At 70.5% G+C, this 21,162-nt stretch carries 28 protein-coding genes, 1 pseudogene and 1 riboswitch; of the genes and pseudogenes, 8 read left to right on the plus strand and 21 right to left on the minus strand.

Features of this window, described 5'->3' with window-relative positions; genetic code table 11:
- Positions 1-55: 55 nt before the first annotated feature.
- From ACIGO8_RS08265 to ACIGO8_RS08355, 19 genes are all read right to left on the minus strand, one after another.
- Positions 56-853 (minus strand): hypothetical protein, encoded by a 798-nt coding sequence (locus ACIGO8_RS08265; protein ID WP_399725783.1) that lies wholly within the window; start codon positions 851-853, stop codon positions 56-58.
- A 35-nt stretch (positions 854-888) separates the two neighbouring features.
- Positions 889-1,098: a hypothetical protein gene (locus tag ACIGO8_RS08270; protein WP_399725786.1), complete on the minus strand. Its 210-nt coding sequence runs from the start codon at positions 1,096-1,098 to the stop codon at positions 889-891.
- Between the two features lie 11 nt (positions 1,099-1,109).
- Entirely contained in the window at positions 1,110-1,817 is a 708-nt protein-coding gene (locus ACIGO8_RS08275; protein ID WP_399725789.1) for a hypothetical protein, read from the minus strand.
- A gap of 4 nt (positions 1,818-1,821) precedes the next feature.
- On the minus strand, positions 1,822-3,177 hold the full coding sequence (locus ACIGO8_RS08280; RefSeq protein ID WP_399725792.1) for a replicative DNA helicase: 1,356 nt from the start codon (positions 3,175-3,177) through the stop codon (positions 1,822-1,824).
- Complete coding sequence (locus tag ACIGO8_RS08285) at positions 3,174-3,551, minus strand: hypothetical protein (RefSeq protein ID WP_399725795.1); 378 nt, start codon at positions 3,549-3,551, stop codon at positions 3,174-3,176. The genes ACIGO8_RS08280 and ACIGO8_RS08285 overlap by 4 nt, the downstream gene beginning before the upstream one ends.
- 643 nt (positions 3,552-4,194) lie before the next feature.
- On the minus strand, positions 4,195-4,962 hold the full coding sequence (locus ACIGO8_RS08290) for a hypothetical protein (protein WP_399725798.1): 768 nt from the start codon (positions 4,960-4,962) through the stop codon (positions 4,195-4,197).
- A 200-nt stretch (positions 4,963-5,162) separates the two neighbouring features.
- Positions 5,163-5,390 carry a hypothetical protein gene (locus ACIGO8_RS08295; RefSeq protein ID WP_399725801.1) on the minus strand — a complete coding sequence of 76 codons (228 nt, stop codon included), beginning with the start codon at positions 5,388-5,390 and terminating at the stop codon, positions 5,163-5,165.
- Complete coding sequence (locus ACIGO8_RS08300; RefSeq protein ID WP_399725804.1) at positions 5,387-5,764, minus strand: hypothetical protein; 378 nt, start codon at positions 5,762-5,764, stop codon at positions 5,387-5,389. The genes ACIGO8_RS08295 and ACIGO8_RS08300 overlap by 4 nt, the downstream gene beginning before the upstream one ends.
- 71 nt (positions 5,765-5,835) lie before the next feature.
- A complete protein-coding gene (locus ACIGO8_RS08305) occupies positions 5,836-6,615 on the minus strand; it encodes an ATP-binding protein (protein WP_399725807.1) in 780 nt (259 codons plus the stop codon).
- Positions 6,612-7,451, minus strand: coding sequence for a PD-(D/E)XK nuclease-like domain-containing protein (locus ACIGO8_RS08310; protein WP_399725810.1), 840 nt, complete (start codon positions 7,449-7,451; stop codon positions 6,612-6,614). The genes ACIGO8_RS08305 and ACIGO8_RS08310 overlap by 4 nt, the downstream gene beginning before the upstream one ends.
- A 91-nt stretch (positions 7,452-7,542) precedes the next feature.
- On the minus strand, positions 7,543-8,079 hold the full coding sequence (locus ACIGO8_RS08315) for a hypothetical protein (RefSeq protein ID WP_399725813.1): 537 nt from the start codon (positions 8,077-8,079) through the stop codon (positions 7,543-7,545).
- Positions 8,080-8,201: 122 nt separating this feature from the next.
- Positions 8,202-8,375: a hypothetical protein gene (locus tag ACIGO8_RS08320; protein WP_399725815.1), complete on the minus strand. Its 174-nt coding sequence runs from the start codon at positions 8,373-8,375 to the stop codon at positions 8,202-8,204.
- Positions 8,375-8,653, minus strand: coding sequence for a hypothetical protein (locus ACIGO8_RS08325; RefSeq protein WP_399725818.1), 279 nt, complete (start codon positions 8,651-8,653; stop codon positions 8,375-8,377). Before ACIGO8_RS08325 ends, ACIGO8_RS08320 begins: the two co-directional genes overlap by 1 nt.
- Before the next feature lie 94 nt (positions 8,654-8,747).
- Complete coding sequence (locus tag ACIGO8_RS08330; RefSeq protein WP_399725821.1) at positions 8,748-8,948, minus strand: hypothetical protein; 201 nt, start codon at positions 8,946-8,948, stop codon at positions 8,748-8,750.
- A 55-nt stretch (positions 8,949-9,003) separates the two neighbouring features.
- Complete coding sequence (locus tag ACIGO8_RS08335; RefSeq protein WP_399725824.1) at positions 9,004-9,225, minus strand: hypothetical protein; 222 nt, start codon at positions 9,223-9,225, stop codon at positions 9,004-9,006.
- The gene (locus ACIGO8_RS08340) at positions 9,222-9,452 is read right to left on the minus strand and encodes a hypothetical protein (protein WP_399725827.1); all 231 of its coding nucleotides are present in this window, start codon (positions 9,450-9,452) and stop codon (positions 9,222-9,224) included. Before ACIGO8_RS08340 ends, ACIGO8_RS08335 begins: the two co-directional genes overlap by 4 nt.
- A complete protein-coding gene (locus ACIGO8_RS08345) occupies positions 9,449-9,724 on the minus strand; it encodes a hypothetical protein (protein ID WP_399725830.1) in 276 nt (91 codons plus the stop codon). Before ACIGO8_RS08345 ends, ACIGO8_RS08340 begins: the two co-directional genes overlap by 4 nt.
- 100 nt (positions 9,725-9,824) lie before the next feature.
- Positions 9,825-10,034 carry a hypothetical protein gene (locus ACIGO8_RS08350; protein WP_399725833.1) on the minus strand — a complete coding sequence of 70 codons (210 nt, stop codon included), beginning with the start codon at positions 10,032-10,034 and terminating at the stop codon, positions 9,825-9,827.
- Between the two features lie 82 nt (positions 10,035-10,116).
- Complete coding sequence (locus tag ACIGO8_RS08355) at positions 10,117-10,362, minus strand: helix-turn-helix domain-containing protein (protein ID WP_399725835.1); 246 nt, start codon at positions 10,360-10,362, stop codon at positions 10,117-10,119.
- 202 nt (positions 10,363-10,564) lie between these two features.
- Here ACIGO8_RS08355 and ACIGO8_RS08360 point away from each other — a divergent pair, with 202 nt between their 5' ends.
- From ACIGO8_RS08360 to ACIGO8_RS08390, 7 genes and pseudogenes are all read left to right on the plus strand, one after another.
- Entirely contained in the window at positions 10,565-10,984 is a 420-nt protein-coding gene (locus ACIGO8_RS08360) for a helix-turn-helix domain-containing protein (RefSeq protein ID WP_399725838.1), read from the plus strand.
- 439 nt (positions 10,985-11,423) lie between these two features.
- The gene (locus ACIGO8_RS08365; protein ID WP_399725841.1) at positions 11,424-12,719 is read left to right on the plus strand and encodes a tyrosine-type recombinase/integrase; all 1,296 of its coding nucleotides are present in this window, start codon (positions 11,424-11,426) and stop codon (positions 12,717-12,719) included.
- 72 nt (positions 12,720-12,791) lie between these two features.
- Positions 12,792-13,421, plus strand: a pseudogene (locus tag ACIGO8_RS08370) (STM4015 family protein); the annotation flags it as partial.
- Positions 13,418-14,581 (plus strand): STM4014 family protein, encoded by a 1,164-nt coding sequence (locus tag ACIGO8_RS08375; RefSeq protein WP_399725844.1) that lies wholly within the window; start codon positions 13,418-13,420, stop codon positions 14,579-14,581. The pseudogene ACIGO8_RS08370 and the gene ACIGO8_RS08375, both read left to right, overlap by 4 nt.
- A gap of 134 nt (positions 14,582-14,715) precedes the next feature.
- Positions 14,716-15,540: an STM4013/SEN3800 family hydrolase gene (locus ACIGO8_RS08380; RefSeq protein WP_399725847.1), complete on the plus strand. Its 825-nt coding sequence runs from the start codon at positions 14,716-14,718 to the stop codon at positions 15,538-15,540.
- A 47-nt stretch (positions 15,541-15,587) separates the two neighbouring features.
- The gene (locus tag ACIGO8_RS08385; protein ID WP_399726779.1) at positions 15,588-16,940 is read left to right on the plus strand and encodes an STM4012 family radical SAM protein; all 1,353 of its coding nucleotides are present in this window, start codon (positions 15,588-15,590) and stop codon (positions 16,938-16,940) included.
- A 15-nt stretch (positions 16,941-16,955) separates the two neighbouring features.
- Complete coding sequence (locus ACIGO8_RS08390) at positions 16,956-17,825, plus strand: STM4011 family radical SAM protein (protein WP_399725851.1); 870 nt, start codon at positions 16,956-16,958, stop codon at positions 17,823-17,825.
- 70 nt (positions 17,826-17,895) lie between these two features.
- On the opposite strand, the gene ACIGO8_RS08395 is transcribed toward ACIGO8_RS08390, so the two are convergent.
- Positions 17,896-18,690, minus strand: a complete 795-nt coding sequence (locus ACIGO8_RS08395) for an SGNH/GDSL hydrolase family protein (protein ID WP_399725854.1) — start codon at positions 18,688-18,690, stop codon at positions 17,896-17,898.
- 175 nt (positions 18,691-18,865) lie between these two features.
- Positions 18,866-19,810: a peptidoglycan DD-metalloendopeptidase family protein gene (locus ACIGO8_RS08400; RefSeq protein WP_399725856.1), complete on the minus strand. Its 945-nt coding sequence runs from the start codon at positions 19,808-19,810 to the stop codon at positions 18,866-18,868.
- 4 nt (positions 19,811-19,814) lie between these two features.
- Positions 19,815-19,979, minus strand: a riboswitch (cyclic di-AMP (ydaO/yuaA leader).
- A gap of 380 nt (positions 19,980-20,359) precedes the next feature.
- Between ACIGO8_RS08400 and ACIGO8_RS08405 the strand changes: the two genes are divergently transcribed.
- Complete coding sequence (locus tag ACIGO8_RS08405) at positions 20,360-21,148, plus strand: tyrosine-protein phosphatase (protein ID WP_399726782.1); 789 nt, start codon at positions 20,360-20,362, stop codon at positions 21,146-21,148.
- Positions 21,149-21,162: the final 14 nt, after the last annotated feature.

Raw genomic sequence — 21,162 nt, forward strand, 5'->3', positions numbered from 1 at the left:
CTGGGGTGGCCGTCCGCCCCGCGCTGCCTGCGGGGCGGACGGCTTGCGTGCAGGGTCAGGCGGCGTCGGTGAAGCAGCCGCAGCCGCCCCAGTCGTCGGTGTCGACGGCGTCGAGCAGGGTGGGCTGGGCGTACCGCTGGAACTCGATTCGGCGGCGGAGCGTGGCCAGCGTGAGCGGCTTCGTCTCGCCGCCGCGGCGGTCGCGGAGGATCGCAACGTCCTTGCCGAGCTTGGCCCGCATGCGCTCCTCGAACGTCTCGACCTTCGCGTACCGCTCGGGGAAGACGTCCAGGAGTCGGGCCCACTGCGCCTGGCCGCCCTTGACGCAGGCGCCGCCGCAGTTGTTGTGGGCGAAGCCGAGCCGGTACAGCCTGGGGTCGATGAGGCCTGCCTCGCGGGCTTCGGCGCGCAACTGGTCCTTGTCGGAGTACGGCGGCCGGGTGAGCGGGGCGTCGACGGTCCAGGGGGCCCAGCCGCGGACGATGGCCGGCAGGCGCTCGGTCTCGGTCCAGTCGATGCCGACGTACACGGTGGTGTCGGCCGGGTCGGTGTTGTCCTCCAGCCACTTGCGGCAGGGCTTCAGCTTGAGCTCCAGGGAGCATTGGGCGATGCGGGTGTTGCCGACCCAGGACTTGTCCTCGAACACCTGCCAGGGGTCACGGCCGTCGGCGACGTGGGTGATGGGGACGCCAAGCTGTTCAGCGGCCTGGGCGTTGAACGTGTGGAGGTCTTCGTCCTCGGCGCGGGTGTCGGCGAACAGCAGGGTGGTGCTGGCCGTGCCGTGCTCGGCGATGACGTGGCGGGCGGTGGCCCAGGAGGTGATGCCTCCGGACCACATGACGACGTGCTTCATGGTGCTGCTCCTTCGTGCGGTCGGGTGGAACCGGGTCAGGTGGCGGGTGTGATGGTCCAGCCGTGGCGGGTGAGCTGGCGGGCGATGTGGTCGGTCTGGGTGTCGGGGTGGTCGAGGTGGTGGTCGGTGAGGGTGCCGCGGATGATGTTGAGCGCGTCGTCGGGGATGGCGATCTGCCCGGGGACGGCGGCGGGCGGCGGCTGGTCGAGGAGCGCGCGGGCGGCAGTGAGACGGGCGGCAGACATGCGGGACTCCTTCAGACGGCGGGGTTGTCGTCGTCGACGGCGATCCCCGTGATGCGGTGGAAGCGGATCTGCTGGTTGCCGGATTCGAGGCCTTCGGCGCCGACGAGTCGGCGCTTGCAGGCCCGGCAGTGCGGAGAGTCGAACCAGGTGGCGTGACGGCAGTAGACGCAGTAGCCGATCCACGCCGCGCGGCCGCGGGTCGAGGTCCAGCGAGGGTGCCCGCCGTGGTGTCGGCCGGAGATCGCCTGGGCCCAGTACGGGCGGTGGTCGTCTTCGTCGTAGTCGGGCGTCCAGCCCCGTGGCGGGTGGCCGATGAGGACGAGTTCGCCGCCGATCCAGCGGCAGGTGCAGGCGAACTTGGGACAGTCGCAGGCGAGGGACTGGCCGTATTCGATGGCTTTCTCGATCCGCGGGACTCCGTCACCCTTGACCTCGAGCCAGACGCCTATCTGCGGCAGGTGGAAGTCGGGGATGTAGCGGGCGCCGGACGGCAGGGTGACGGTGGTGGGTTCGTACTCCCAGGTGAGCCCGAAACTATCGATGGTGGCGGCCCAGGAGGCTTCGAGTGCGGAACGGAACGCTGTCCCGCGATAGACGGTCGGGAGTGCTTCGACAGCGAGACCGCTGGTGGCTTCGTGCTGCCGTCGGAGCCGGGCGGTCTCCATGTCGTCCGTGAGTGCTTCGACGAGGCAGCGGGGGTCGATGTCGTCCTGGAGCATGTCGTTACCTCGGTCCCATGGAGCGGAGGCGGGCGTAGTGACCCTGGAAGACCAGGGGGACGATGCGGCCATTGGCACCGTTGCGGTTCTTCTCGACGATCACATCGATCTCGCCGATGCGTTCCTCGTCGAGCGAGCCGTCGTCGTTGATCGGCTTGTGCATCAGGAGGATCACGTTGGAGTCCTGCTCGATCGCCGAGGAGTCCTTGAAGTCGCTGGCCATCGGCCGGCGGCCCACGGCGCCGCGGTTGAACTGGGCGAGGGCGACGACGGGGACCTCGAACTCCATGGCGAGGAGCTTCAGGCCGCGTGAGAGTTCGGCGACTTCGTTGGCCCGGTTGGTGTTGGCCTTGCCCCTTTCAGGGGTGAGCAGCTGGAGGTAGTCGGCGACGACGATGGCCGGAGGGGTGCCGCGGGAGGCCATCCAGCGCATGCGCGCCCGGATCTTGCCGAGGGTTAGGTTGGGCGAGTCGTCGAGGATGAAGTTCTGGGCGTTCTGCAGCCTTGGACCTGCTTTGAAGATCTTTTCCCAGTCCGTGTCGCTGACGCGGCGGCGGATGAGGTTGTCGAGGTTGACGCCGGCCTCGGCGGCGGTGAGGCGGGCCATGAGCTCGCTGCCGCCCATTTCCATAGAGGCAACGAGCGCGGGCTTGTTGCGGGTGAGGGCGACGTGGGCGGCGAGGTTCATGCCGAACAGCGACTTGCCCTGGCCTGTGCCGGCGCCGACGGTGATGAGCTGGCCGGGCTTGAGCTCGATGACCTCGTTGAGGTCCATCCATGGGGTGTCGAGGGCGCGAGGGTCGGCGCCGGCTTCCAGTTCGAGGACGAATCCCATCCATCGTTCGGCGACGGACAGCTTGACGTCTGCGGGGGCGACGCCTGCGGCGGCGGCCTGGAGGTCGGCCATGGCGGCGTCGAGGATTTCGGCGGCGGAGGAGGCTGCGGTGAGGGCCCGCTGGGTGGCGCGGCGGGTGGCGTCGAGGACGGCGCGGAGTTGGGCGTGTTCGCGGACGAGTTCGGCGTAGTAGGTGGCGCTGGCGACGGAGGGCACCGAGTTGGCGAGCTGGTGGATGTAGGGGGCGCCGCCGACTTTGGCGAGTTCGCCGGAGGCCATGAGTTCGGCGGAGACGGTGATGGGGTCGATCTTGGGGTCGCGGCTGGCGGCGTAGAGGTCGGTGATGGTGCGGTAGATGGTCTGGTGGCGGAGGACCCAGAAGTCGGCGGCTCCGGCGAGGATCGCTGCGATGGGTTCGATGGAGCTGCGGTCGAGGAGCATCGCGCCGAGGATCGCCATTTCGGCGTCGGCATTGTGCGGGGGCGCGTCCTCGATGGGCTCGTGCTCCCAGGCGGGCTCGGTCACGCGGCTTGTCCTTTGCTGGTGGGGTGGCAGTCGGGGCAGGGCTGGAGACTTCGGAGGCCTCGGTCGTTCTCGGTTTCGCGGGTGCGGGAGACGGGGTCGCAGTCGGGATGGCCGCAATGCGGCGGCTTGCTGTTGTTGGTGGGCTGCTTGCGGGCGGTGGCGGTGTCGGGGTGCCACGGGGAGCCGACGGGCGGTGCGGGGTACTCGAGCCAGATGTCGAGGAGCAGGGTTCCGAACCGGATGGGGTTGCGGGGGTTCCATCGGGAGCTGGCGATGTGCACCAGGTACGGGATGCCGTGGCTCTTGATCAGCTGCTGGACGGCGATCCACTGGAGGTTGCTGAGCCGGCCCCAGCTGATGTCGATGCTCTTCATGTGGAGGGCGTCGAGGAGGGGCTTGGCCCAGTCGGGATACCGCGTCCCCTGCTGCTGCTTGCTTACGTAGTTAGAAAGATTCGGTGGAAGTGGGCTTCCGGTCGTTCCTTCCTGACCTGCAGTTTTGTCGTTTCCGGAAGTGGTCGACCGGGTGGAAGTGGGCTTCCAGTCGTTACGGGTGGAAGTGGGCTTCCAGTCGTTCTTCTCTGACCTGCGCTTCTGCGTCTCTTCGGGGGTGTTACCGAGGGTTGACCGGGTGGAAGTGGGCTTCCGCCCGGACCGGCCGGAAGTGGGCTTCCAGTCGGTCGCGGTGAGGATGCGCCTCCGCTCCATCGCCAGATCCCACACAAGGGGGCGACGATCGGGCGGAATGTGCTCGACGATTCGAGGGTCTCCGGGGCGGATCAGGCCGGCCTTACTCATGCCGGTGAGGTCGTTCCGGACGGCCCGGTCGGTCTTGCGGGCGTACTCCGCGAGCAGCTCCTGGGAGGGGCAGGCGCCGCGCCCGAATGCGTCTGCGTGCCGAGCCAGCCCCATGAGGACGGGGATCCAGTGAGACAGCACGTCAGGTGCCGCACTCACCGCCCAATCCATGGCTTCTTCACTCACTGGTCTCTCCGGCTGCAGTAATGGGGTGGGTGGTCTAGGCGGCGGTCTGGTCGGGGTGGCGGCAGAGTTCCTGCTGGAGGTGCTGGCGGGTGACGCCGATGCGCTGGGCGGCGGTGTCGTAGTCGGCGCCAAGCCGCATGAGCTCGCGTGCGTCCTCGGCGATGGCGGCACCGCGGTTGGAGGCTTCGCCGCGGGCCCGGCCGAGTTCCCGGTACCGTTCGGCGGCGCTCAGGTGCTTGCGCTCCTGCAGCCACAGGTCGTGCGCGGCCTGGCAGGGCTCGCATGTGGGGATGTGCTCGACGCGGTGGGTCCACCAGCCGCGGTCGGTGCCGCAGTACCCGGTCCAGTCGGGGTGGGCGTTCGGGTCGTCGATCGTGTCGTCGTCCCAGGCCGAGAGCGGTGCCCACCCTTTGGCGCGCGCCACGTTCTTCGTTCGGCTGGTGTGCTTGTTGGTCGCCGGCGGGTGCAGGGCAAGGTCTCGGCAAACGGCGGCGAGGCGCTCGGCCAGGTCGCGACGCACGGTGGGCTGGTGGCCGTTGGCGATGCTGAGGACTCGGTTGGTGGCGGAGCCCGCTGCGGCGGCGATCGTTGCGTAGGAGTGGCCGACGTAAGAGAGGGCTCGCACTCGCCGCGTCGTGCCGGTGGCATCGATGTACTGCCCGCCGTCCCCGGTCTCGGGGGCTACGACCGCCATGATGGCGGCGTGGGTCTCCCACCGGATCTTCGTGCGCTCGCCGTTGTAGAGGCGCACGAGGGCGCTGATCTGGAGGCCGGTGGCGGCGACGAGGCTCTTCCACGACATGGTGTTGTGCAGCTCGGAGAGTCGCTGCTGGGCCGGCCGCGGGTCGGCGAACAGGCTGCGGCCGGTGTCTCGGGCGAAGCGCTGATGCTTCTGGGCACGGTTGCGGGCGGCGCGGCAGGGGTCACACTTGCAGGGGAGGCGGTAGCCAGGGCTGCCATAGCCGCGGGCTGAGGTTCCGTGAGCAGGTACCGGTCGTATGGTCACTGGCCTGTCTCCTTTCGGGGGCTGGCGGCGGGGAGGTTGTAGATCTCGCGGCAGGTGCGGAGGCTGTCGATGGCTTCCTGCATGCGGCGCTGGGCGCGGTAGCGGGCGACGTCGTCGAGGACCTGGTCGCGGCTGCGGTATGGGGCGGGCTGCTGGTCGCGGAGCCAGCAGGAGATCGCTGCGATGGCGATCACGACGCAGCTGGCGACGATGACGGCGGTCACGCGGCGGCCTCCGTCGGCGCGCGCCGGGCCCGGCGACGCTGCTCGGCTATGACGAGGCCCTTGACGCTCAGGCGCCAGACCGAGATGCGGTGGCCGTGGGTGTTGGCGAGGGTGGAGGGGACGACCCGCCCGGTGTGCTCGATGACGCCGGCGGTGCGGAGGCTGTTGATGACGGCGCCGAGGAAGCCGTGCGCCATCTCGGGCAGCACGTCGCGCAGGTCGTTCGCCGAGAACTCGTCGACGCGGGTGCCGTAGTGGAACGCGGCCTGCTCGACGAGGTACCGGTCCCAGGACGACTGGTCGGCGAGGTTCTCGAGCAGCAGGTCCTTCTCGGCGGAGGCGAGACGCTCGGCCGGGCTGAGGTGGCGGGTCATGGCGGTGGTCCTCTCTGCTGTGGTCTGCTGGGTCGTGGCTCGCCCCGCTTGCCTCGGGGCGAGCCGTGGCCTTACTGGGTGGGGTTGCTGCGGAGCCAGTCGAGGACGGGCTTGGCGATGTCGCGGGCGCCGTCGGGCCGCTCGAGGATCTGCTGGTGCAGGGCGGGGCAGCGGGACTTGAGGAACCGGAGCCGGTTGTTGATGTCCATCTCGGCGGCGATGTCGAACTCGTACTCGATGCCCTTGCGCTGCTCGGCACGCATGCCGACCATCACCGGCTCCGTTCCGCTGCCGTTGCGCTTGGGCTGCAGGACCCACTCGGTCTGGGATCGCATCGTGGCGACGATGTGCCCGGGGTACGTGAGGATGGCCTCGACCATGTCGTTCTGGAGCGGCGTGCCGTCCTTCCAGCCGGCGAAGCTGTTGCCGCCGTACTTGGACTTGGCCTTCTCGACCTGGTCGAGGGTGCCGTCGGTGCCCTTCCAGAAGAGGCTGAGGGAGTCGACGACGACGACCGGGTAGCCCGCCTTGGCGGCGGCGTCCAGCGCCTCGATGAGGAGGCGCGGGTCGTAGCGGTCCATCTGGAGGGTGTCGAACTGGATGCCGCGCTCACCGGCGTAGAGGGAGGAAGCGCCCTTCTCGGTGTCGATGACGCCGAAGCGTGCGCCCTCGGCGAGGCCCCAGGCGATGGAGAGGCCGGTCCAGGTCTTGCCGGAGCCGGAGACGCCCTGGATGGCGATGTGGGCCTTGCGGCCGTCCTTTGTGGCCGGCCGGAATCCGGCGGGGCTTCCGGCGGCGGGCTGGTCCTGGCGGGGCTGTGCCCGGCGGACGGGCGGCGGGAGCTGAGTCACGAGATCTCCTCGATGGCCTTCTTCTCGGCCCAGGGCGGGAGCGAGATGTGCAGGGTGGTGGAGCTGTAGGCGGGCCACTCGCCGGTGGCCTGGCAGAGGCGGTAGGTGTGTGCGGCGCGGGCGTTGTACTCGGCGCCGATCGCCCGGGCGGGGAAGTCGAGCTCGACGACCTGCACCAGGTATGGCGGCTCCTTCTCCTGCATCACGAACTTGAAGGTGCCGTGCGGCGGGATCAGGCCGAGTTCGATGGCGACTCGCCGGTAGTGCGGGTCTTGCTGGAAGTAGCCGTGCTGGTAGACGGCCTTCTGGATGGCTTCGGGGTGGACGGATCGGGCGGTCTTGTAGTCGACGATGTCCTCCTCGCGAAGCCAGTCGAATCGGGCCCGGTGCCAGGTGCCGTGCTCGTCAGGCCAGAAGGCTGACTGCTCGGCGATCCCGCTGCCCGGCGTGAGGAGCTCGGAGGCCTCGGAGTGCTGGGAGAGCACCTCGGCCATGTCGTCGATCCGCTTGCGGGCTTCCGGCTTGAGGGGCACGTTGCCGGCGGCTCGTATGGCGGCGACTTTGGCCTTGACCTCCTTCGTGTCCCACCGCACGGCATTCACGACGACCAGCTCGGGCCCGTCGCCCAGGACCACGGTGTGGGCCGAGGTTCCGAACTCGTAGGCGGGCTTGTAGGGCTCGGGGTTGTCGAGGAAGTACTTGAAGCGGGCGGGGCAGTCGGTGAGGCGCCGGATGCCGGTGGAGGAGAGGCTGCCGCCGGGGATGGGGTCACGGTGGTACTGCTCGGCGGGGATGTCGTACAGGCCGGGCTCGACCTCGCCCCCGGCGGCCGTCACTGCTCCTTCTCCTTGTCGGCGCAGTTCTCGCAGCGCGGGCCGTCAGGGGTGCGGACGAACGGGCCGGCGGTGTCACCGCAGGGGCAGGTGATCACGCGGCCACCTCGTCGGGGCAGGCGATGGCGAGGATGCGGGAGTGGGCCTCGTTGAACGGCTCGGTGTCGAGGCCCATCCACGGCACCGTGTGGGCCATGGCGTGGAGGAGCTCCAGTCCGTCCATCTGCTCGTCGGCGGCGGCTCGGGCGGCCTTCTCGATGTCCTCGTCGGTGTAGGTGCCGTTGTGGCTGACGTTGCAGTCCATCCGGTCGGTCCCCGGCAGGCAGCAGTCGAAGGCGAGGAGCGTCGTGAACACCTCGTCAGTAATGACGCTGGCCTTGACGGTCTCGCTGTCTCGGGTCCAGTCCGTGAGCTTGGCGAGCGCCCGGATGCCGCGGACGGCGTCCTCTCGGCGCATTGCGCCTGCGATGGCGAGGCCGCTGGGGAGGTGCCCGACCCGCCACCGACGCGGGTCGGTCCTGTAGACCGTGTCCGGGAGGCGGAAGAGGGCGAGGCCCGGGGCGAGCTGCTGGGCGTCGTCGATGATGTACGGCTGACCGTCGATGGTCATCGTGTACGGGATGGTCTTCATGTCGGGCTCCGTGAGGGTGTGGAAGGGGAGGCCCCGCGCGGTGTGGCGCGTGTGCGGGGCCTGGATGTGGTGGCTTGTCCCGCCGGGCGTTGGCCGGTGTCATCCAGCGGCCGGCGGGTGGACTAGGCGGCCTGCCCCGGGCGGATGGGGATGAGAAGGCTGGCCTGATAGGAGGCGGACACCTCGGGCAGCTTGTGCTGCTCGACGAGGTGCTTCTCCATCGCCTGGGACGCGAGCGGGGTGTAGGCGATGCGGTGCTGGCAGTTCGCGGGGCAGCGGAGGTACCTGTCGTTCATCACGCGACCGCCTGCTGCCGGTGCTCGCAGGTACCCATGAAGCAAGGCTCGGCCTGCTCCTTCCACTGGGCCTTGGTGACGAGCCGGATGCGCCACCCGGCCCGCAGTTCGCGGGCACGGTCGCGGGCCTTCGGAATGAAGTCCTTGTGGGCGGCCTCAGCCGTCGCGGCGGTGTCTCCGTGGCTACTGCTGCACACGCACCCATCCGGACTGATGCGGATCCAGAAGCACTGGGCGAGCGGGACGATCTCCTCGCCGGTCTGCACCATCAGCTTCATGCGGGGGTCTCCTTGGAGAGGTGTCGCCCGAGGAGCAGCAGGGCGAGGGAGGCGAGGATGCCGGCGACGGCCGCGCGGGCGGTGAGGAGGCGGGTCACTGGTCGCCTCGCAGGTCGTCGGGGATGTCGGCGAACCCGTCCTCTATGTCGCGGCGCAGGCCCAGGTCGGTAATCCACGCAGGCACCACCGTGCGCGGCGCGAGGTCGAGGCCGGCGAGCAGCTGGTGCGCGGCGGCGGGCGGAATGCTCGGCGCCGACAACAGCGGCGACAAGACATCCACCGTCGGGCGGGTCATGACACGACCTGCTGGCCGCGCTGAAAGAAGGCCGCAGCCTCGGCGTAGTCCTTGCTCATCGGGTTTCTCCGGGGATCCAGCCCTTGTAGTCGGCGTCGGTGCTGCAGCGGTCTCCGTGCTCGCAGGCGAGGCGGGCGAACGCGGCGTCGATGGGGTCGAGCTGGTGGGCCTGCTCGGCGAGACAGGCGCTCTTCACGCGGCGGGCCTGCTCCGACTTCAGATCGGTCAGCAGCACCGGCAGGGCGACGTCCAGGCTCTCGATCGGGTTGATGCTCATCGGGCACCGCCGTTCAGGCCGTCGCGAGCGATGTAGTACGCCTGGCCCCAGCTGAGCGTGTCGTGCGTCTCGCCGTGCTTACGGAAGTCTTCGGCGGCGGCGCAGCGTCCGGACTCGAAGCCCGCCTGCTGGGCCTCGCCGAGCGCGAGGGACAGGAGCTCTTCGGCCTGCCGCTTGCCGTAGCCAACGTTGACCAGGGCTTGGACGACGCTCTCGCGGGCGCTCATGCGGCCACCCCGTTCGGTCGGACGGGCAGCTGCGGGTGGTGCTTGGCGAGGACCTTGTTGGCGCGGGCCAGTCGCGAGAGGGCGTCCTCCCGGTCAGCGCGGTCGTCGTTCGAGGCGAGCGGGCGGTAGCGGAGGGCATCGGTAGCCGCGGACACGGCGTCGACCTCGGCCTGCAGCACGTGGATCGGGATGCTGCCGCCGATCAGGCTGGCCACCCGGTCGGGGATCGGGACCGGCACCAGCTGCGGGTGCGTCTGGGATACTGCGTTCACTGGGTTCACTTCTCTCTTTCGCAGGTGAGTTGCGATGGAGTGGGTGGAGCTGGAGGGCCGCCCGTCGGAGGTCAGAGCCCGGCGGCGGCCCGCATAGCCGCTAGGCGGCGAGGGAGCCGAGCGGCTTGCGGCCTCGGCCGCGCCGGCCGCTCGGCGGCTGCACGAGGCTTGACTCGATGAGCGCGTCGCGGTCGGCCTTGGTGACGACGACCCAGCGACCGGGCTTCCGGGTGAGTCCCAGGGCCTTGAGCCGGCGCCGGACGGTCGGGACGCTGCACTTGAGGACGTAGGCCGTCTCCTGCACCGTCATGAGATCCGCGTTCGGGTCCGCGGGCGCTGTAGGCGTCTCGTACTTGAGGAATCGCTGAGCCCTGTCGCTGTCGGCGGGCATGTCACTCCTTGTCATGGGTTTCCCCAGAGGGGCCGGTTCGGCTCTGCTCGGCCGCCTTGAGGGCGTCGAACAAGCGCTTGTAGCGGGTGGGTCGCATTCGGGTACGGGACCCGGTCTCCAGGTGGCTGAGGTACGACCGGCTTATGCGGGCGGCCTTGGCGAGGTCGTCGATTTCGAGACCTGCGGCCATACGCCGTCTGCGCAGCTCCGGCCCGTCCACCGGGAGGGTGGTTGGGGGTTGGTGCATGCCTTGAAGTTAGACCCACCTAGACCACCTTGTCCAGCACTAGTTGGACCTGAGTTGTGGAGTGTTGGTCAAATAGATCGCCCAACCTGGTGACCTGCGACGATCTCTAAGTCCCAAGCGGTCGGTTAAGGGCAGGTCAAGGAATCAGCCTTAGTTGACCCTGGTCCTGGCTGGCCCTAGCTGGCCCTGCCAAGATGGGCACATGGCACCCCGTGACCTGGACGCCCTCGCGAAGGCCGTCAAAGAACGCCGCATCGAACTCGGCCTCGGCTACAAGAGCGCCGCGAAGGAAGCCGGCATCGCCCCCGACACCTGGAAGCGCATCGAGACCGGGCTGCCAGTCCGGGAGCTCAGCTACGCCAAGGTCGACCCCGTACTGCAGTGGGCACCGGGCAGCTGCAAGGCCGTTCTCGGCGGCCGATCCCCCGTTCCCGTCGCGCCCGCGGAAGGTGCACCGGGTGTCTCGATCTCACCCGTACCACCCGAGGCGCTCGAAGCCGCGAAGGGCGTCGTTCAGCTTGCCGCCATCGCCACGACCAACGGCCTGACGTCCGAGCAGATCCGCGCCCTCAGCGAGAAGGTCATCCAGGACCTCCAGGAAAAGGGCTACCTCGGCGGCTGAAACTCATCCGATGGTCGTACAACCTTCTCGACAGTTCAGATGGTGACAAAATCGGTCGCTCAACTTCCGCCACAACTAGTTCCAACTTCCACTTTTCGTGGCAGAGTCGGTGCACACCCTCGAAGGCTCCCGCAACAACCCGACAGGGGGAGCCCATGCAGAAAACGGACGCGCTCATAGTCGACTACGGGCCAACCTTCCACGGGACAGCCCTCAAGACCGGCCACGGGATCGTCTGCGTCATCCCTCGGCAGCTCCAACCCCACAGCGAGGCCGGCAAGGCCATGCGGGAGCTGGTACAGGGACTTGGAGGAACCTGTGGCCAGTGCGCTGGCTGCCCTCTCGGCAGCCGCCACTGAGATCATGGGCAACGCGGAGGCCCGGCGGTTGGGGAACCGCCGGGCACCGCGACCTTCAGCAGAACAGAGGGGATTAGCGCATGGCTCGCATCGACCAGCACGTCCACGTCGAGTGGCGCGGCAACACGTGCAGGGTCAAGTGGTGGAGTGGCGAGTACCTCCCCAATGGGCGCAAGCGATACGAGTCCAAGGGCGGGTTCACCGACGAGGACGAGGCCTACCGGCACGGCCAGGACAAGCTCTACGAGATCCGGCACGGTATCCACGTCAGCAACCGGGACAAGTCAACGCTGATGTCCGACTGGTTGGACGACTGGCTCAGTGCGATGAACTACGCCTATTCAACAGAGGTTGCCTACCGCTCACGCGTCGAGGCTCACATTCGCCCCTACTTCGGGCGGATGGCCATCGGTGACGTCGATACCCTCGCCTACCGGCTTTTCAAGAAGCACATCCAAGAGACTGTTGGGCCAGCCACGGCAAAGAACGTTCTGTCGACCCTGGGCATGATCCTTGACGATGCCGTGCCCCGGCTCATCAAGGTCTCTCCAGTCGAGCGCGTCAAGCGGCGAGGCAAGTTCGAGAAGAGACCGAAGGAGCGCAAGCGAGACGTTCCAGAAGAGACTGTGGAGGTCTTGGCGCGCAACGCCAAGGTCCTGCTCGGCGAACCGGGGTACGTCCTCATCTGGACCATGGCCATGACCGGCATGAGGCCAGGTGAACTGTTCGGGCTGACGCGCGAGTACTGCTATCCGAACTGGCCGGCGACTGACCCGAGGCCGGACCCGGCGGAGGGAGATCGGTACGCCGAGGACCTGGAGCGCTACGGGAAGGGCGCAGGCCTCCTACCCGCGATCAGGGTTGAGCGTCAGGCCCAGCGCACGCAGAGGGTGAAGGGCGCCGAGTTCTTCCCGCCCAAGTACGGCAGCCAGCGCACCCTCGTCATTCCGCCGTTCCTCGCCGACATGCTCGAATCCATGCTGGCCTCGCACAGCAGTCCGTGGGTGTTCCCGACCTACCGAGGGCGCTGTCACGCTGCGGGCGACTTCAACTCCACCTATTGGTACAAGATCACCGGAGGCGCCGACGAGCGGCCTGCCGGCGACGGAGTGAGGATCCCTCGTCCCGCCATTCCGCCGGTCCCCGAGTTCCGGGGCAAGCGGATGTATCTCCTGAGGCACAGCCACAAGGCCTGGCTCGACGAGGCCCTGGAGCATAGCCGTTTCGCCATCGAGGCGCGCATGGGTCATGAGATGGGCGGCGTGGAGGGCATCTACAGCAGCGTGACAGTTCCGATGGAGCGCGCCATCATGAAGACACTGCAACAGCGGTGGGAAGGCCTGCAGGAGCGGCTCGCCAAGACAGACGACTCCTAGATCATCTCCCACTCGTTTCCCACTCGGGGTGGGAGTTGAAGCTCCGCTGCAGCTCCAGAGCCAGCCAAGTCCGAGGACTGCGAGATCAGCTGGATCGCGCAGTGCGACGTCACACCGCTGCTCACCGCCTATCCCCGGCTGGCCGTGCTCGGCGTCCGCGGCGCCTCCGGCCTCGCCTTCCCGCCGCTGCGACACGAGGGCCTGCGCCGGCTGGTCGTGGAGACCGGCGGCCTGCCGGCCGGCGTGGTGCGGGACGTCGCCGCGTGCGAACTGCCCGCGCTCGAACACCTGGAGCTGTGGCTGGGAACGGACTGGTACGGCGGCGACAGCACGCCCGAGGACCTGGCGCCGATCCTCGCCGGCACCCGGCTGCCCGCCCTGCGCCATCTGGGCCTGCGCAACTGCGTCACCCAGGACGCGGTGGCGGCGGCCGTCGCCGAGGCGCCCGTCGTGGCGCGCCTGACCGAGCTGGACCTGTCCATGGGCATCCTCACCGACACGGGTGGGCAGGCGCTGCTCGACGGGCAGCCGCTCACCCATCTCAAGCGCCTCGACCTGTCCTATCACTACCTGTCGGAGGAGATGAGCGAGCGGATCGTGGCCGCGCTCGCGCCGCACGGCGTCGACGTGGACGTCTCCGACCGCCAGGTGCCGGACGTGCACGAGGGCGGGACCGACCGCTACACCGCGGTCGGCGAATGAGCCTCGCCACGGGCCCGCGCCCGGCCGTCGTCGGCAACCCGGAGAGCCGCCGCGTGCGGTTCTTCCGCGAGGCGGTGCGGGCCGCCGGGCTGCCGGAGGCGCGCGTGGTCCCGTGGCTCGACGTGCTGCGCGGGCGGGCGGAGTTCCGCCCGGGCGAGACGGTCCGCGTCGACACGCCCGGCGAGGATCCCGAGGTCGACCGGCTGCTGCGCGGGGCCGACGACCCGGCCCGGGTGGAGGGTTCGCGGCGCTGGTACGAGCGGTTCACGGCCGCGCTGCCGGAGCTGGCCGCCCGGGTGGCCGAGGCGGGAGCGACACTGGTCGACGATCCCGCCGAACCGGCCGTGCTGTTCGACAAGCGGCTCACCCACGGGCGGCTGCGGGCGGCCGGCGTGCCGGTCCCGGACTCGCCGACCTCGGGGCCGCGCGCGCCCCGCGTGGGCGGCTGGGACGACGTGCGGGCGCTGACGGCCCGGGCCGGCCTGCGCCGGGTGTTCGTGAAGCTCGCGCACGGCTCCTCCGCCTCGGGCGTGCTCGCCGTGGAGACGGCCGGCGCCGGCCGGGTGCAGGCCACCACCTCGGTGGAACGGGCGCCGGACGGCCGGCTGTTCAACTCGCTGCGGGTGCGCCGCTATCGCACCGAGGCGGAGGTCGCCGCGCTCGTGGACGCCCTGGCACCCGACGGGCTGCACGTCGAGCGCTGGCTGCCCAAGGCCGCCCAGGACGGCCGGGCCGCCGATCTGCGGGTGGTGGTGATCGGCGGGCGCGCCACCCACGCCGTGGTCCGCACCAGCCGCTCGCCCCTGACCAATCTCCATCTGGGCGGCGCCCGGGGCGATCTGACCGCGGCCCAGGAGGCCGTGGCGGCGGCCGGCGGCCGCTGGTCGGACGCGCTGGACGTCTGCGAGCGGGCCGCGGCCGCCTTCCCCGGCACCCGCTGCGTCGGTGTCGACCTGCTGCCCACGGCGGGCTGGCGGCGCTTCGCCGTCGGCGAGGTCAACGCCTTCGGCGACCTGCTGCCGGGTCTCACCGGCCTGCCGGGCAGCGGCGCCGAGGGCCAGGACACCTACGCGGCGCAGGTCGCCGACCTCGTCCGCGTCACCGCCGCCGGCCGCCCGCACCGGAGCACCTCCCGCACCACAGGAACGAGCACACCGTGAACCCGCCGCCCACGCCCCCGAGCCGGACCTCGGTCCCGGACCCTGCCATACCACCGGCCGCGCCGGCGCCCGCACCCGCGCCGGCGTCCGCGCCCGCACCCGCACCCGCACCTGCACCTGCGCCGGCGCTCGACATGAACGAGATCGTCGGCAGCCACGACCTGCTCCTGGTCACCCTCGACACCCTGCGCTACGACGTGGCCGCCGAGCTCGCCGCCGAGGGCCGCATCCCGAACCTGGCCCGGCATCTGCCCGGCGGCGTCTGGGAGCGGCGGCACGCGCCGGGCAGCTTCACCTACGCCTCCCACCAGGCGCTCTTCGCGGGCTTCCTGCCGACGCCGGCGACGCCGGGCCCGCATCCGCGGCTCTTCGCCGCCCGCTTCGCGGGCAGCGAGACCACGGCCGAGGGCACCTACGTCTTCCACGACACGCCCGACCTCGTCTCGGCCCTCGCGCACGAGGGCTATCGCACGGTCTGCGTCGGCGGCGTCGGCTTCTTCAACCGGCAGCCGCCGCTGGGCACGGTGCTGCCCGGGCTCTTCCAGGAGAGTCACTGGGAGCCGTCCTTCGGCGTCACGTCGCCGACGTCCTTCGAGTCCCAGGTGGACCGCGCCGAGCAGGTCGTGGCCGGGCTCCCGACCGACCGCCGGCTCTTCCTCTTCGTCAACGTCTCGGCCCTGCACCAGCCCAACTGGTTCCACCTGCCGGGCGCGACGCGCGAGGCCGGCGACACCCGGGCCACCCACGCCGCGGCCCTGGAGTACGTGGACCGGCACATCGGCCGGCTCTTCGCCGCGATGAGCAGCCGCCGCGACTGCTTCGCGATCGTCTGCTCCGACCACGGCACGGCCTACGGCGAGGACGGCTTCACCGGCCACCGGCTCGGCCACGAGAGCGTGTGGACGGTGCCGTACGCGCAGTTCGTCCTGCCCGGCCCCGGACGGGAGGCCGCCGCGTGAGCACCGGAACCGAGCCCGCGTCGGTGGCCGCGGCGGAGGCCCCGACCGTGACGGACGCCGCCAGCGCGACGCAGACCCCGCGCCCGTACCGGAGTTACGTCTACGCCTACCCGCACAAGACCGCGTACCGCCCGCTGCCCGAGCGGCCGCCGCTCGCCGCGCTCTGGGCGGACGAACCGAAGGACGCGCTGTCCCTCTACGCCCACATACCGTTCTGCGAGGTCCGCTGCGGCTTCTGCAACCTCTTCACCCGGATCGGCGCCCCGGACGGGCTGACCACGCGCTATCTCGACGCGCTCGACCGGCAGGCCGCGGCCGTGCGGGAGGCGCTCGGCGACGCGGCGCCGGTCCGGTTCGCGACGGCGGCCTTCGGCGGCGGCACGCCCACCTTCCTCACGGCGGCCGAGCTGGAGCGCCTGTGCGACATCGCCGAGCGGCGCACGGGAGTGGACCTGCGGGCGGTGCCGCTCTCGGTCGAGACCTCGCCGGCCACGGCGACCGCCGACCGGCTCGCGGTGCTCGCCGAGCGGGGCGCGACCCGGCTGAGCATCGGCGTGCAGAGCTTCGTCGAGGCGGAGGCCAGGGCCGCGGTGCGCCCGCAGCGCCGGGCGGACGTCGAGACGGCCCTCGGCCGCATCCGCGACACCGGCGTCCCGGTCCTCAACATCGACCTCATCTACGGCATCGACGGCCAGACCGAGGACTCCTGGCGCCGCTCGCTGGACGCCGCGCTCGCCTGGCGGCCCGAGGAGCTCTACCTCTACCCGTTGTACGTGCGCCCGCTCACCGGCCTCGGCCGGGTCCAGGACGCGACCGCGGCCGATCCCGCCTGGGACGAACAGCGGCTGCGGCTCTACCGGCACGGCCGCGACCACCTCCTCGCCCACGGCTACACCCAGGTGTCGATGCGGATGTTCCGCCGCACCGACGCGCCGCCGCTGGGCCCCGACGACCACGCCTGCCAGACGGACGGCATGATCGGCCTGGGCTGCGGAGCCCGCTCGTACACCTCGCGGCTGCACTACTCCTTCGACTACGCGGTCGGGATGCCCGAGATCCGCTCGATCATCGACGCCTACACGGAGACGGCCGACTTCTCCCGGGCGGAGGTCGGCCGCCGGGTCGACGGCGACGAGGCGCGCCGGCGGCATCTGCTGCAGTCGCTGCTCCAGGCCGAGGGCATGCCGCTGGCGGACTACGCGAGCCGCTTCGGCACCTCGCCGTTCGAGGACTTCGCGGCCGAGCTGTCCCGGTTCGAGCGGCTGGGCTGGCTGGACACCGACGCGCCCGCCGGGCTGCTGCGGCTCTCCGCCGAGGGCCTGGCCCACTCGGACGGCCTCGGACCGGAGCTGTTCTCACCAGCGGTGCGGGCGGCGATGGCCGCGTACGAGGCGAAGTAGAGGGAGCGCGCCGGCATGGATCTGACCCTGCTCTACCGTGGGCCGCTCGCCTCCTGCGACTACGACTGTCCCTACTGCCCGTTCGCCAAGCGGCGCGACAGCCGTGAGCGGCTGCGGGCCGACCGGGCGGCTCTGGAGCGCTTCACCGGCTGGGCGGCCGGGCAGGGCGGCGACCGGCTGCGGATCCTGTTCACGCCGTGGGGCGAGGGCCTGGTGCGGTCCTGGTACCGGCGGGCCCTGGTGGACCTCTCCCGGCTGCCGCACGTGGAGCGGGTGGCGATCCAGACGAACCTGAGCTGCCGCACCGAGTGGCTGGAGGAGGCGGACCTCGGCACGCTGGCGCTGTGGTGCACGTACCACCCGGGGCAGACGCCGTACGAGCGGTTCCTCGGCAAGTGCCGTGAGCTGGCCGCCCGGGGCGTCCGCTTCAGCGTGGGCGTCGTCGGTCTGCCCGAGCACCTGGAGCACGCGCGGCGGCTGCGTGCCGAGCTGCCGGACCACGTCTATCTGTGGGTGAACGCGGCCGAGGGCCACGGCTACCGGGACGAGGAGGCCGAGGCCTGGACGGCGCTCGACCCGCTCTTCCCGTACAGCCGTCATCCGCACCCTTCGGCGGGACTGCCTTGCCGCACCGGCGAGTCGGTCGTCTCGGTGGACGGCGACGGGACGGTGCGGCGCTGCCACTTCGTCAAGGCGGAGCTGGGCAACCTCTACGACGGTTCGTACCGCGCCACGCTGCGGCCGCGGGCGTGCCCGCTGGCCGTGTGCGACTGCCACATCGGCTACGTCCACCTGGAGACGCTGCCGCTGTACGACGTGTTCGCCGGCGGCGTCCTGGAACGGATCCCGGCCGCCGTCCGCCCGGCGGACACGCACGCGCGCTAGCGGCCGGCACGACGCCGCCCGAGGCGGCCGCCCGACCGACGCGGCGGCCGCCCCGGCGGCGGCGCCCCGGCTACAGCGGCAGCAGGTCGGGGCGCTTGGCCTCGACGTGGTCGCCGGAGCTCTCGCCGCGCAGCCGGCGCCCGATCCACGGCACCAGGTACTCCTTGGCCCAGTGGATGTCGTCCTTGCGGACCTCCAGGGCGCCGCGCGGCGGCTGCGGCGGCCAGGGCTGCTCCGGGTCGGCCGGCACGGGCAGGCCGAGCACCTGGGCGGCACGCAGCGCGACCCGGGTGTGGCCCTCGGGCGACAGGTGGAGCCGGTCGTCGTCCCAGGCGCGGCGGTCCTGGACGGACTTGAGCGACCACAGGTCGAGCACGGGGCAGCCGTAGCGGTCGGCGACGGCCCGGACGTGTCCGTTGTAGGTGGCGATCTTGCCGCGCAGGTGCTTGAGCAGGGTGACGTCGCGGGTGTCGAAGCCGGTGGTCACCATCACCGTGCCCACGGCGGAGGTGAGTTCGGCGACGGCGCGCTCGAAGCGCTCGGCGACGTCGTCGGGGTCGGTGCCGGGGCGGATGATGTCGTTGCCGCCGGCGCAGAAGGTCACCAGGTCCGGGGCGAGTTCCTTCGCCCTCGGGACCTGTTCCGCGACGATCTGGTCCAGGAGGCGCCCCCGTACGGCGAGATTGGCGTACCGGAAGCCCTCGTGCTCCGGCAGCTGGTCGGCGAGCAGGACCGCGAACCGGTCCGCCCAGCCGACGTAGGCCCCGTCGGGGCCGGGGTCTCCGACGCCCTCGGTGAAGCTGTCACCGATCGCCGCGTACGACCCGAATGCGTTCTTGTCTCGTGATCTCGAATCGTCTGCCACGGGAGCACATCATTCCCTCCGCCGTGTGACCTACGCGACCGTAAGGAGGGGTTGACGCCGGGTGACATATGCCACCGATAAAGATTCTCCCAAGCCGGAATACGCGGAGGCCCGGCACGCAGGTGCCGGGCCTCCGCGACGTGACGCGACGTCAGATGTGTGGTGTGACGTGACGTCAGATGCTCACGCCGTGCTGGCGCAGGGCGGCCAGCGGGTCGATGTCGGAGCCGTACTCCGGCCCGGTGCGCATCTCGAAGTGCAGGTGCGGGCCGGTGACGTTGCCGGTCGCGCCGGACAGGCCGATCTGCTGGCCGCCGGTCACGGTCTGGCCGGCGGAGACGGAGATCGAGGAGAGGTGGGCGTACTGCGAGAAGGTGCCGTCCGCGTGCTGGATGACGACCTGGTTGCCGTACGCACCGCCGTCGCCGGCCGAGTAGACGGTGCCGGGGCCGACCGCGTGGACGGTGGTCCCGGTGGAGGCGATGAAGTCGACACCGGTGTGGTAGCCGGAGGACCACATCGAGCCCGAGGCGCGGTACGGGGTAGAGATGCCGCCGCTGACCGGGGCGACCCAGCCGGAGGAGGAGGTGGTGGCCGCCGAGGAGGACGACGAAGAGGAGGAGGCGGAGGCCTCGGAGGAGGTGCTCGCGGCCGGGGCCGACGGGCGCTCGGCGCCGCGGGAGGCGCGGGCGGCGGCGTCGCCGGAGCCCTGCGCGTGGCTCTTGGCGGCCTTCGGCGCGTGGTCCGCCTTGGCGTGGTGCTTGCCGCCGAGGGTGAGCTTCATGCCGGGCAGGATCAGCGAGGGGTCGTCGCCGATGACCTGGCGGTTGTCGCGGTAGAGCTTGTGCCAGCCGCCGGCCAGGTGGTGCTCGGTGGCGATCTTGGACAGGTAGTCGCCGCGGACGACGGTGTACGTCTTCGCGGCGGCCGGGGCCTTGGCGGGAGCGGCGGCGGGGACCGCGGCGGCGACGGCCTGCTGCGGCAGGGCGGCCGGGGCGGCCTGCGCGCCGGTCGCGCCGATGAGCGGCAGGGCGACGACGGCGCCTCCGGCGCCGGCGGCGACGAACCCGCGGGTGATCGGGTTGGCCTTGGGACGGCGGTGCTTACCCTTCGCGGGCATGGCGAATTCCTCTCCGTCGCCTGCGAGGTGAGCTGTCGGGTTCGGACTGGAGATGTCCGGCCGCGCTCTCGCGCGACTTCACCCCGAGCCGTCCTTCGTCTTCTTCGAGGGATCGGCAAAGTACCTGGGTCCCCCGCTCCTGCCTGATACGGGTCGGTGCGGATTCTCCGGTCGGCGGCAGGATTAGGCGGTCCGTCCGGATTGAGCGCGACGCTAGACGAGCCGGGACGACGTAAACAAGCCATTGGTTCCCGTGGATAGCGGATCTCTTGTCCTCCGGCCGGAATTCCGGTGACCCTCCGTGGATGACGGCCTCTCGAATTCCCCTTGGCAAAGGGAATTTGAAAAAGACGATCAGCCACGGTCCGTCACGGTTATGACGCTGCTCACGCCCCGATTCCCATCTCGCCTTCAATCAGGGCGGGTTATACCCAACCATCCAATTCGGACAGATCACCCATTCCCGCTCGAGGGGCTGCGGGCGAGGTCGCGGACCCTCGATGATTGCCCCAGGAACCGATCTCGACAGCAGGAGCAACCGTGACGCAGATGACGACCGAGCCCGAGCTCACCGGCGTACGCAACTTCCGCGACCTGGGCGGACTGCCGACCGTGGACGGCCGGACCGTGCGTCCCGGACGGCTCTTCCGCAGCGGCCACCTGGCCCACGCCACGGCCGAGGACGCCGCCTTCCTCGCGACCCTGGGTCTGCACACGGTCTTCGACTTCCGCAACGAGGCCGACCGGCGCATCGAAGGACCGGACGTGGATCTTCCGGGCGTACGGAACGTGAACATCCCGCTCAACGACCCGGCCGACGGCAAGGAGTTCTGGAAGCTGGTGCGCTCGGGCGACCTGGCGCAGCTGCGCGGCATCCTGGGCGAGGGCAAGGCCGCGGCCAGAATGTCGGATTCGTACCGGAAGATGATTGTCGAGCGGACCGCCGAGCACGGCCGGATCCTGCACGCGATGGCCGAGGAGAGCGTCCCGGCCCTGATGCACTGCGCGGCCGGAAAGGACCGCGCCGGCGTGGCCATCGCGATCTCCCTGCTCGCCGTCGGCGTGGAGCGCGAGGCGATCGAGGCGGACTACGTGAAGTCCAACGCCCCGCACCGCCGCTACAAGGTGCAGCGCAGCTCCACCGCCCCGGACGCCATGTCGCCGGAGGTGATGGAGCTGCTGAGCCCGCTCTTCGACGCGCGGGTGGAGTATCTGCGGGCCGCCTTCGAGACGATGGAGCAGACCTGGGGCTCGGTCGACGCCTATCTCGCGGAGGGGCTGCGGCTCGCCCCGGAGACCCGCGAGCTGCTGCGGGAGCGGCTGCTCGCCGGCGCCTGAGGCCGCGCGCGACT

Origin of the sequence: Streptomyces sp. NPDC053493 (assembly GCF_044544825.1) — a bacterium.
In the GTDB taxonomy this organism is placed as follows: Bacteria; Actinomycetota; Actinomycetes; order Streptomycetales; family Streptomycetaceae; genus Streptomyces.

Bases quoted from the DNA above. Each gene is read 5' to 3' on its own strand.
- ACIGO8_RS08315 (WP_399725813.1), bottom strand. From the start codon at position 8,079: ATGAAGACCATCCCGTACACGATGACCATCGACGGTCAGCCGTACATC.
- ACIGO8_RS08340 (WP_399725827.1), bottom strand. From the start codon at position 9,452: ATGAGCGCCCGCGAGAGCGTCGTCCAAGCCCTGGTCAACGTTGGCTAC.
- ACIGO8_RS08350 (WP_399725833.1), bottom strand. From the start codon at position 10,034: ATGACGGTGCAGGAGACGGCCTACGTCCTCAAGTGCAGCGTCCCGACC.
- ACIGO8_RS08400 (WP_399725856.1), bottom strand. From the start codon at position 19,810: ATGCCCGCGAAGGGTAAGCACCGCCGTCCCAAGGCCAACCCGATCACC.
- ACIGO8_RS08270 (WP_399725786.1), bottom strand. From the start codon at position 1,098: ATGTCTGCCGCCCGTCTCACTGCCGCCCGCGCGCTCCTCGACCAGCCG.
- ACIGO8_RS08360 (WP_399725838.1), top strand. From the start codon at position 10,565: ATGGCACCCCGTGACCTGGACGCCCTCGCGAAGGCCGTCAAAGAACGC.
- ACIGO8_RS08375 (WP_399725844.1), top strand. From the start codon at position 13,418: ATGAGCCTCGCCACGGGCCCGCGCCCGGCCGTCGTCGGCAACCCGGAG.
- ACIGO8_RS08330 (WP_399725821.1), bottom strand. From the start codon at position 8,948: ATGACCCGCCCGACGGTGGATGTCTTGTCGCCGCTGTTGTCGGCGCCG.
- ACIGO8_RS08285 (WP_399725795.1), bottom strand. From the start codon at position 3,551: ATGAAGAGCATCGACATCAGCTGGGGCCGGCTCAGCAACCTCCAGTGG.
- ACIGO8_RS08265 (WP_399725783.1), bottom strand. From the start codon at position 853: ATGAAGCACGTCGTCATGTGGTCCGGAGGCATCACCTCCTGGGCCACC.
- ACIGO8_RS08365 (WP_399725841.1), top strand. From the start codon at position 11,424: ATGGCTCGCATCGACCAGCACGTCCACGTCGAGTGGCGCGGCAACACG.
- ACIGO8_RS08405 (WP_399726782.1), top strand. From the start codon at position 20,360: ATGACGACCGAGCCCGAGCTCACCGGCGTACGCAACTTCCGCGACCTG.
- ACIGO8_RS08335 (WP_399725824.1), bottom strand. From the start codon at position 9,225: ATGAGCATCAACCCGATCGAGAGCCTGGACGTCGCCCTGCCGGTGCTG.
- ACIGO8_RS08390 (WP_399725851.1), top strand. From the start codon at position 16,956: ATGGATCTGACCCTGCTCTACCGTGGGCCGCTCGCCTCCTGCGACTAC.
- ACIGO8_RS08380 (WP_399725847.1), top strand. From the start codon at position 14,716: ATGAACGAGATCGTCGGCAGCCACGACCTGCTCCTGGTCACCCTCGAC.
- ACIGO8_RS08290 (WP_399725798.1), bottom strand. From the start codon at position 4,962: ATGTCGTGGAAGAGCCTCGTCGCCGCCACCGGCCTCCAGATCAGCGCC.
- ACIGO8_RS08355 (WP_399725835.1), bottom strand. From the start codon at position 10,362: ATGCACCAACCCCCAACCACCCTCCCGGTGGACGGGCCGGAGCTGCGC.
- ACIGO8_RS08320 (WP_399725815.1), bottom strand. From the start codon at position 8,375: ATGAACGACAGGTACCTCCGCTGCCCCGCGAACTGCCAGCACCGCATC.
- ACIGO8_RS08300 (WP_399725804.1), bottom strand. From the start codon at position 5,764: ATGACCCGCCACCTCAGCCCGGCCGAGCGTCTCGCCTCCGCCGAGAAG.
- ACIGO8_RS08325 (WP_399725818.1), bottom strand. From the start codon at position 8,653: ATGAAGCTGATGGTGCAGACCGGCGAGGAGATCGTCCCGCTCGCCCAG.
- ACIGO8_RS08275 (WP_399725789.1), bottom strand. From the start codon at position 1,817: ATGCTCCAGGACGACATCGACCCCCGCTGCCTCGTCGAAGCACTCACG.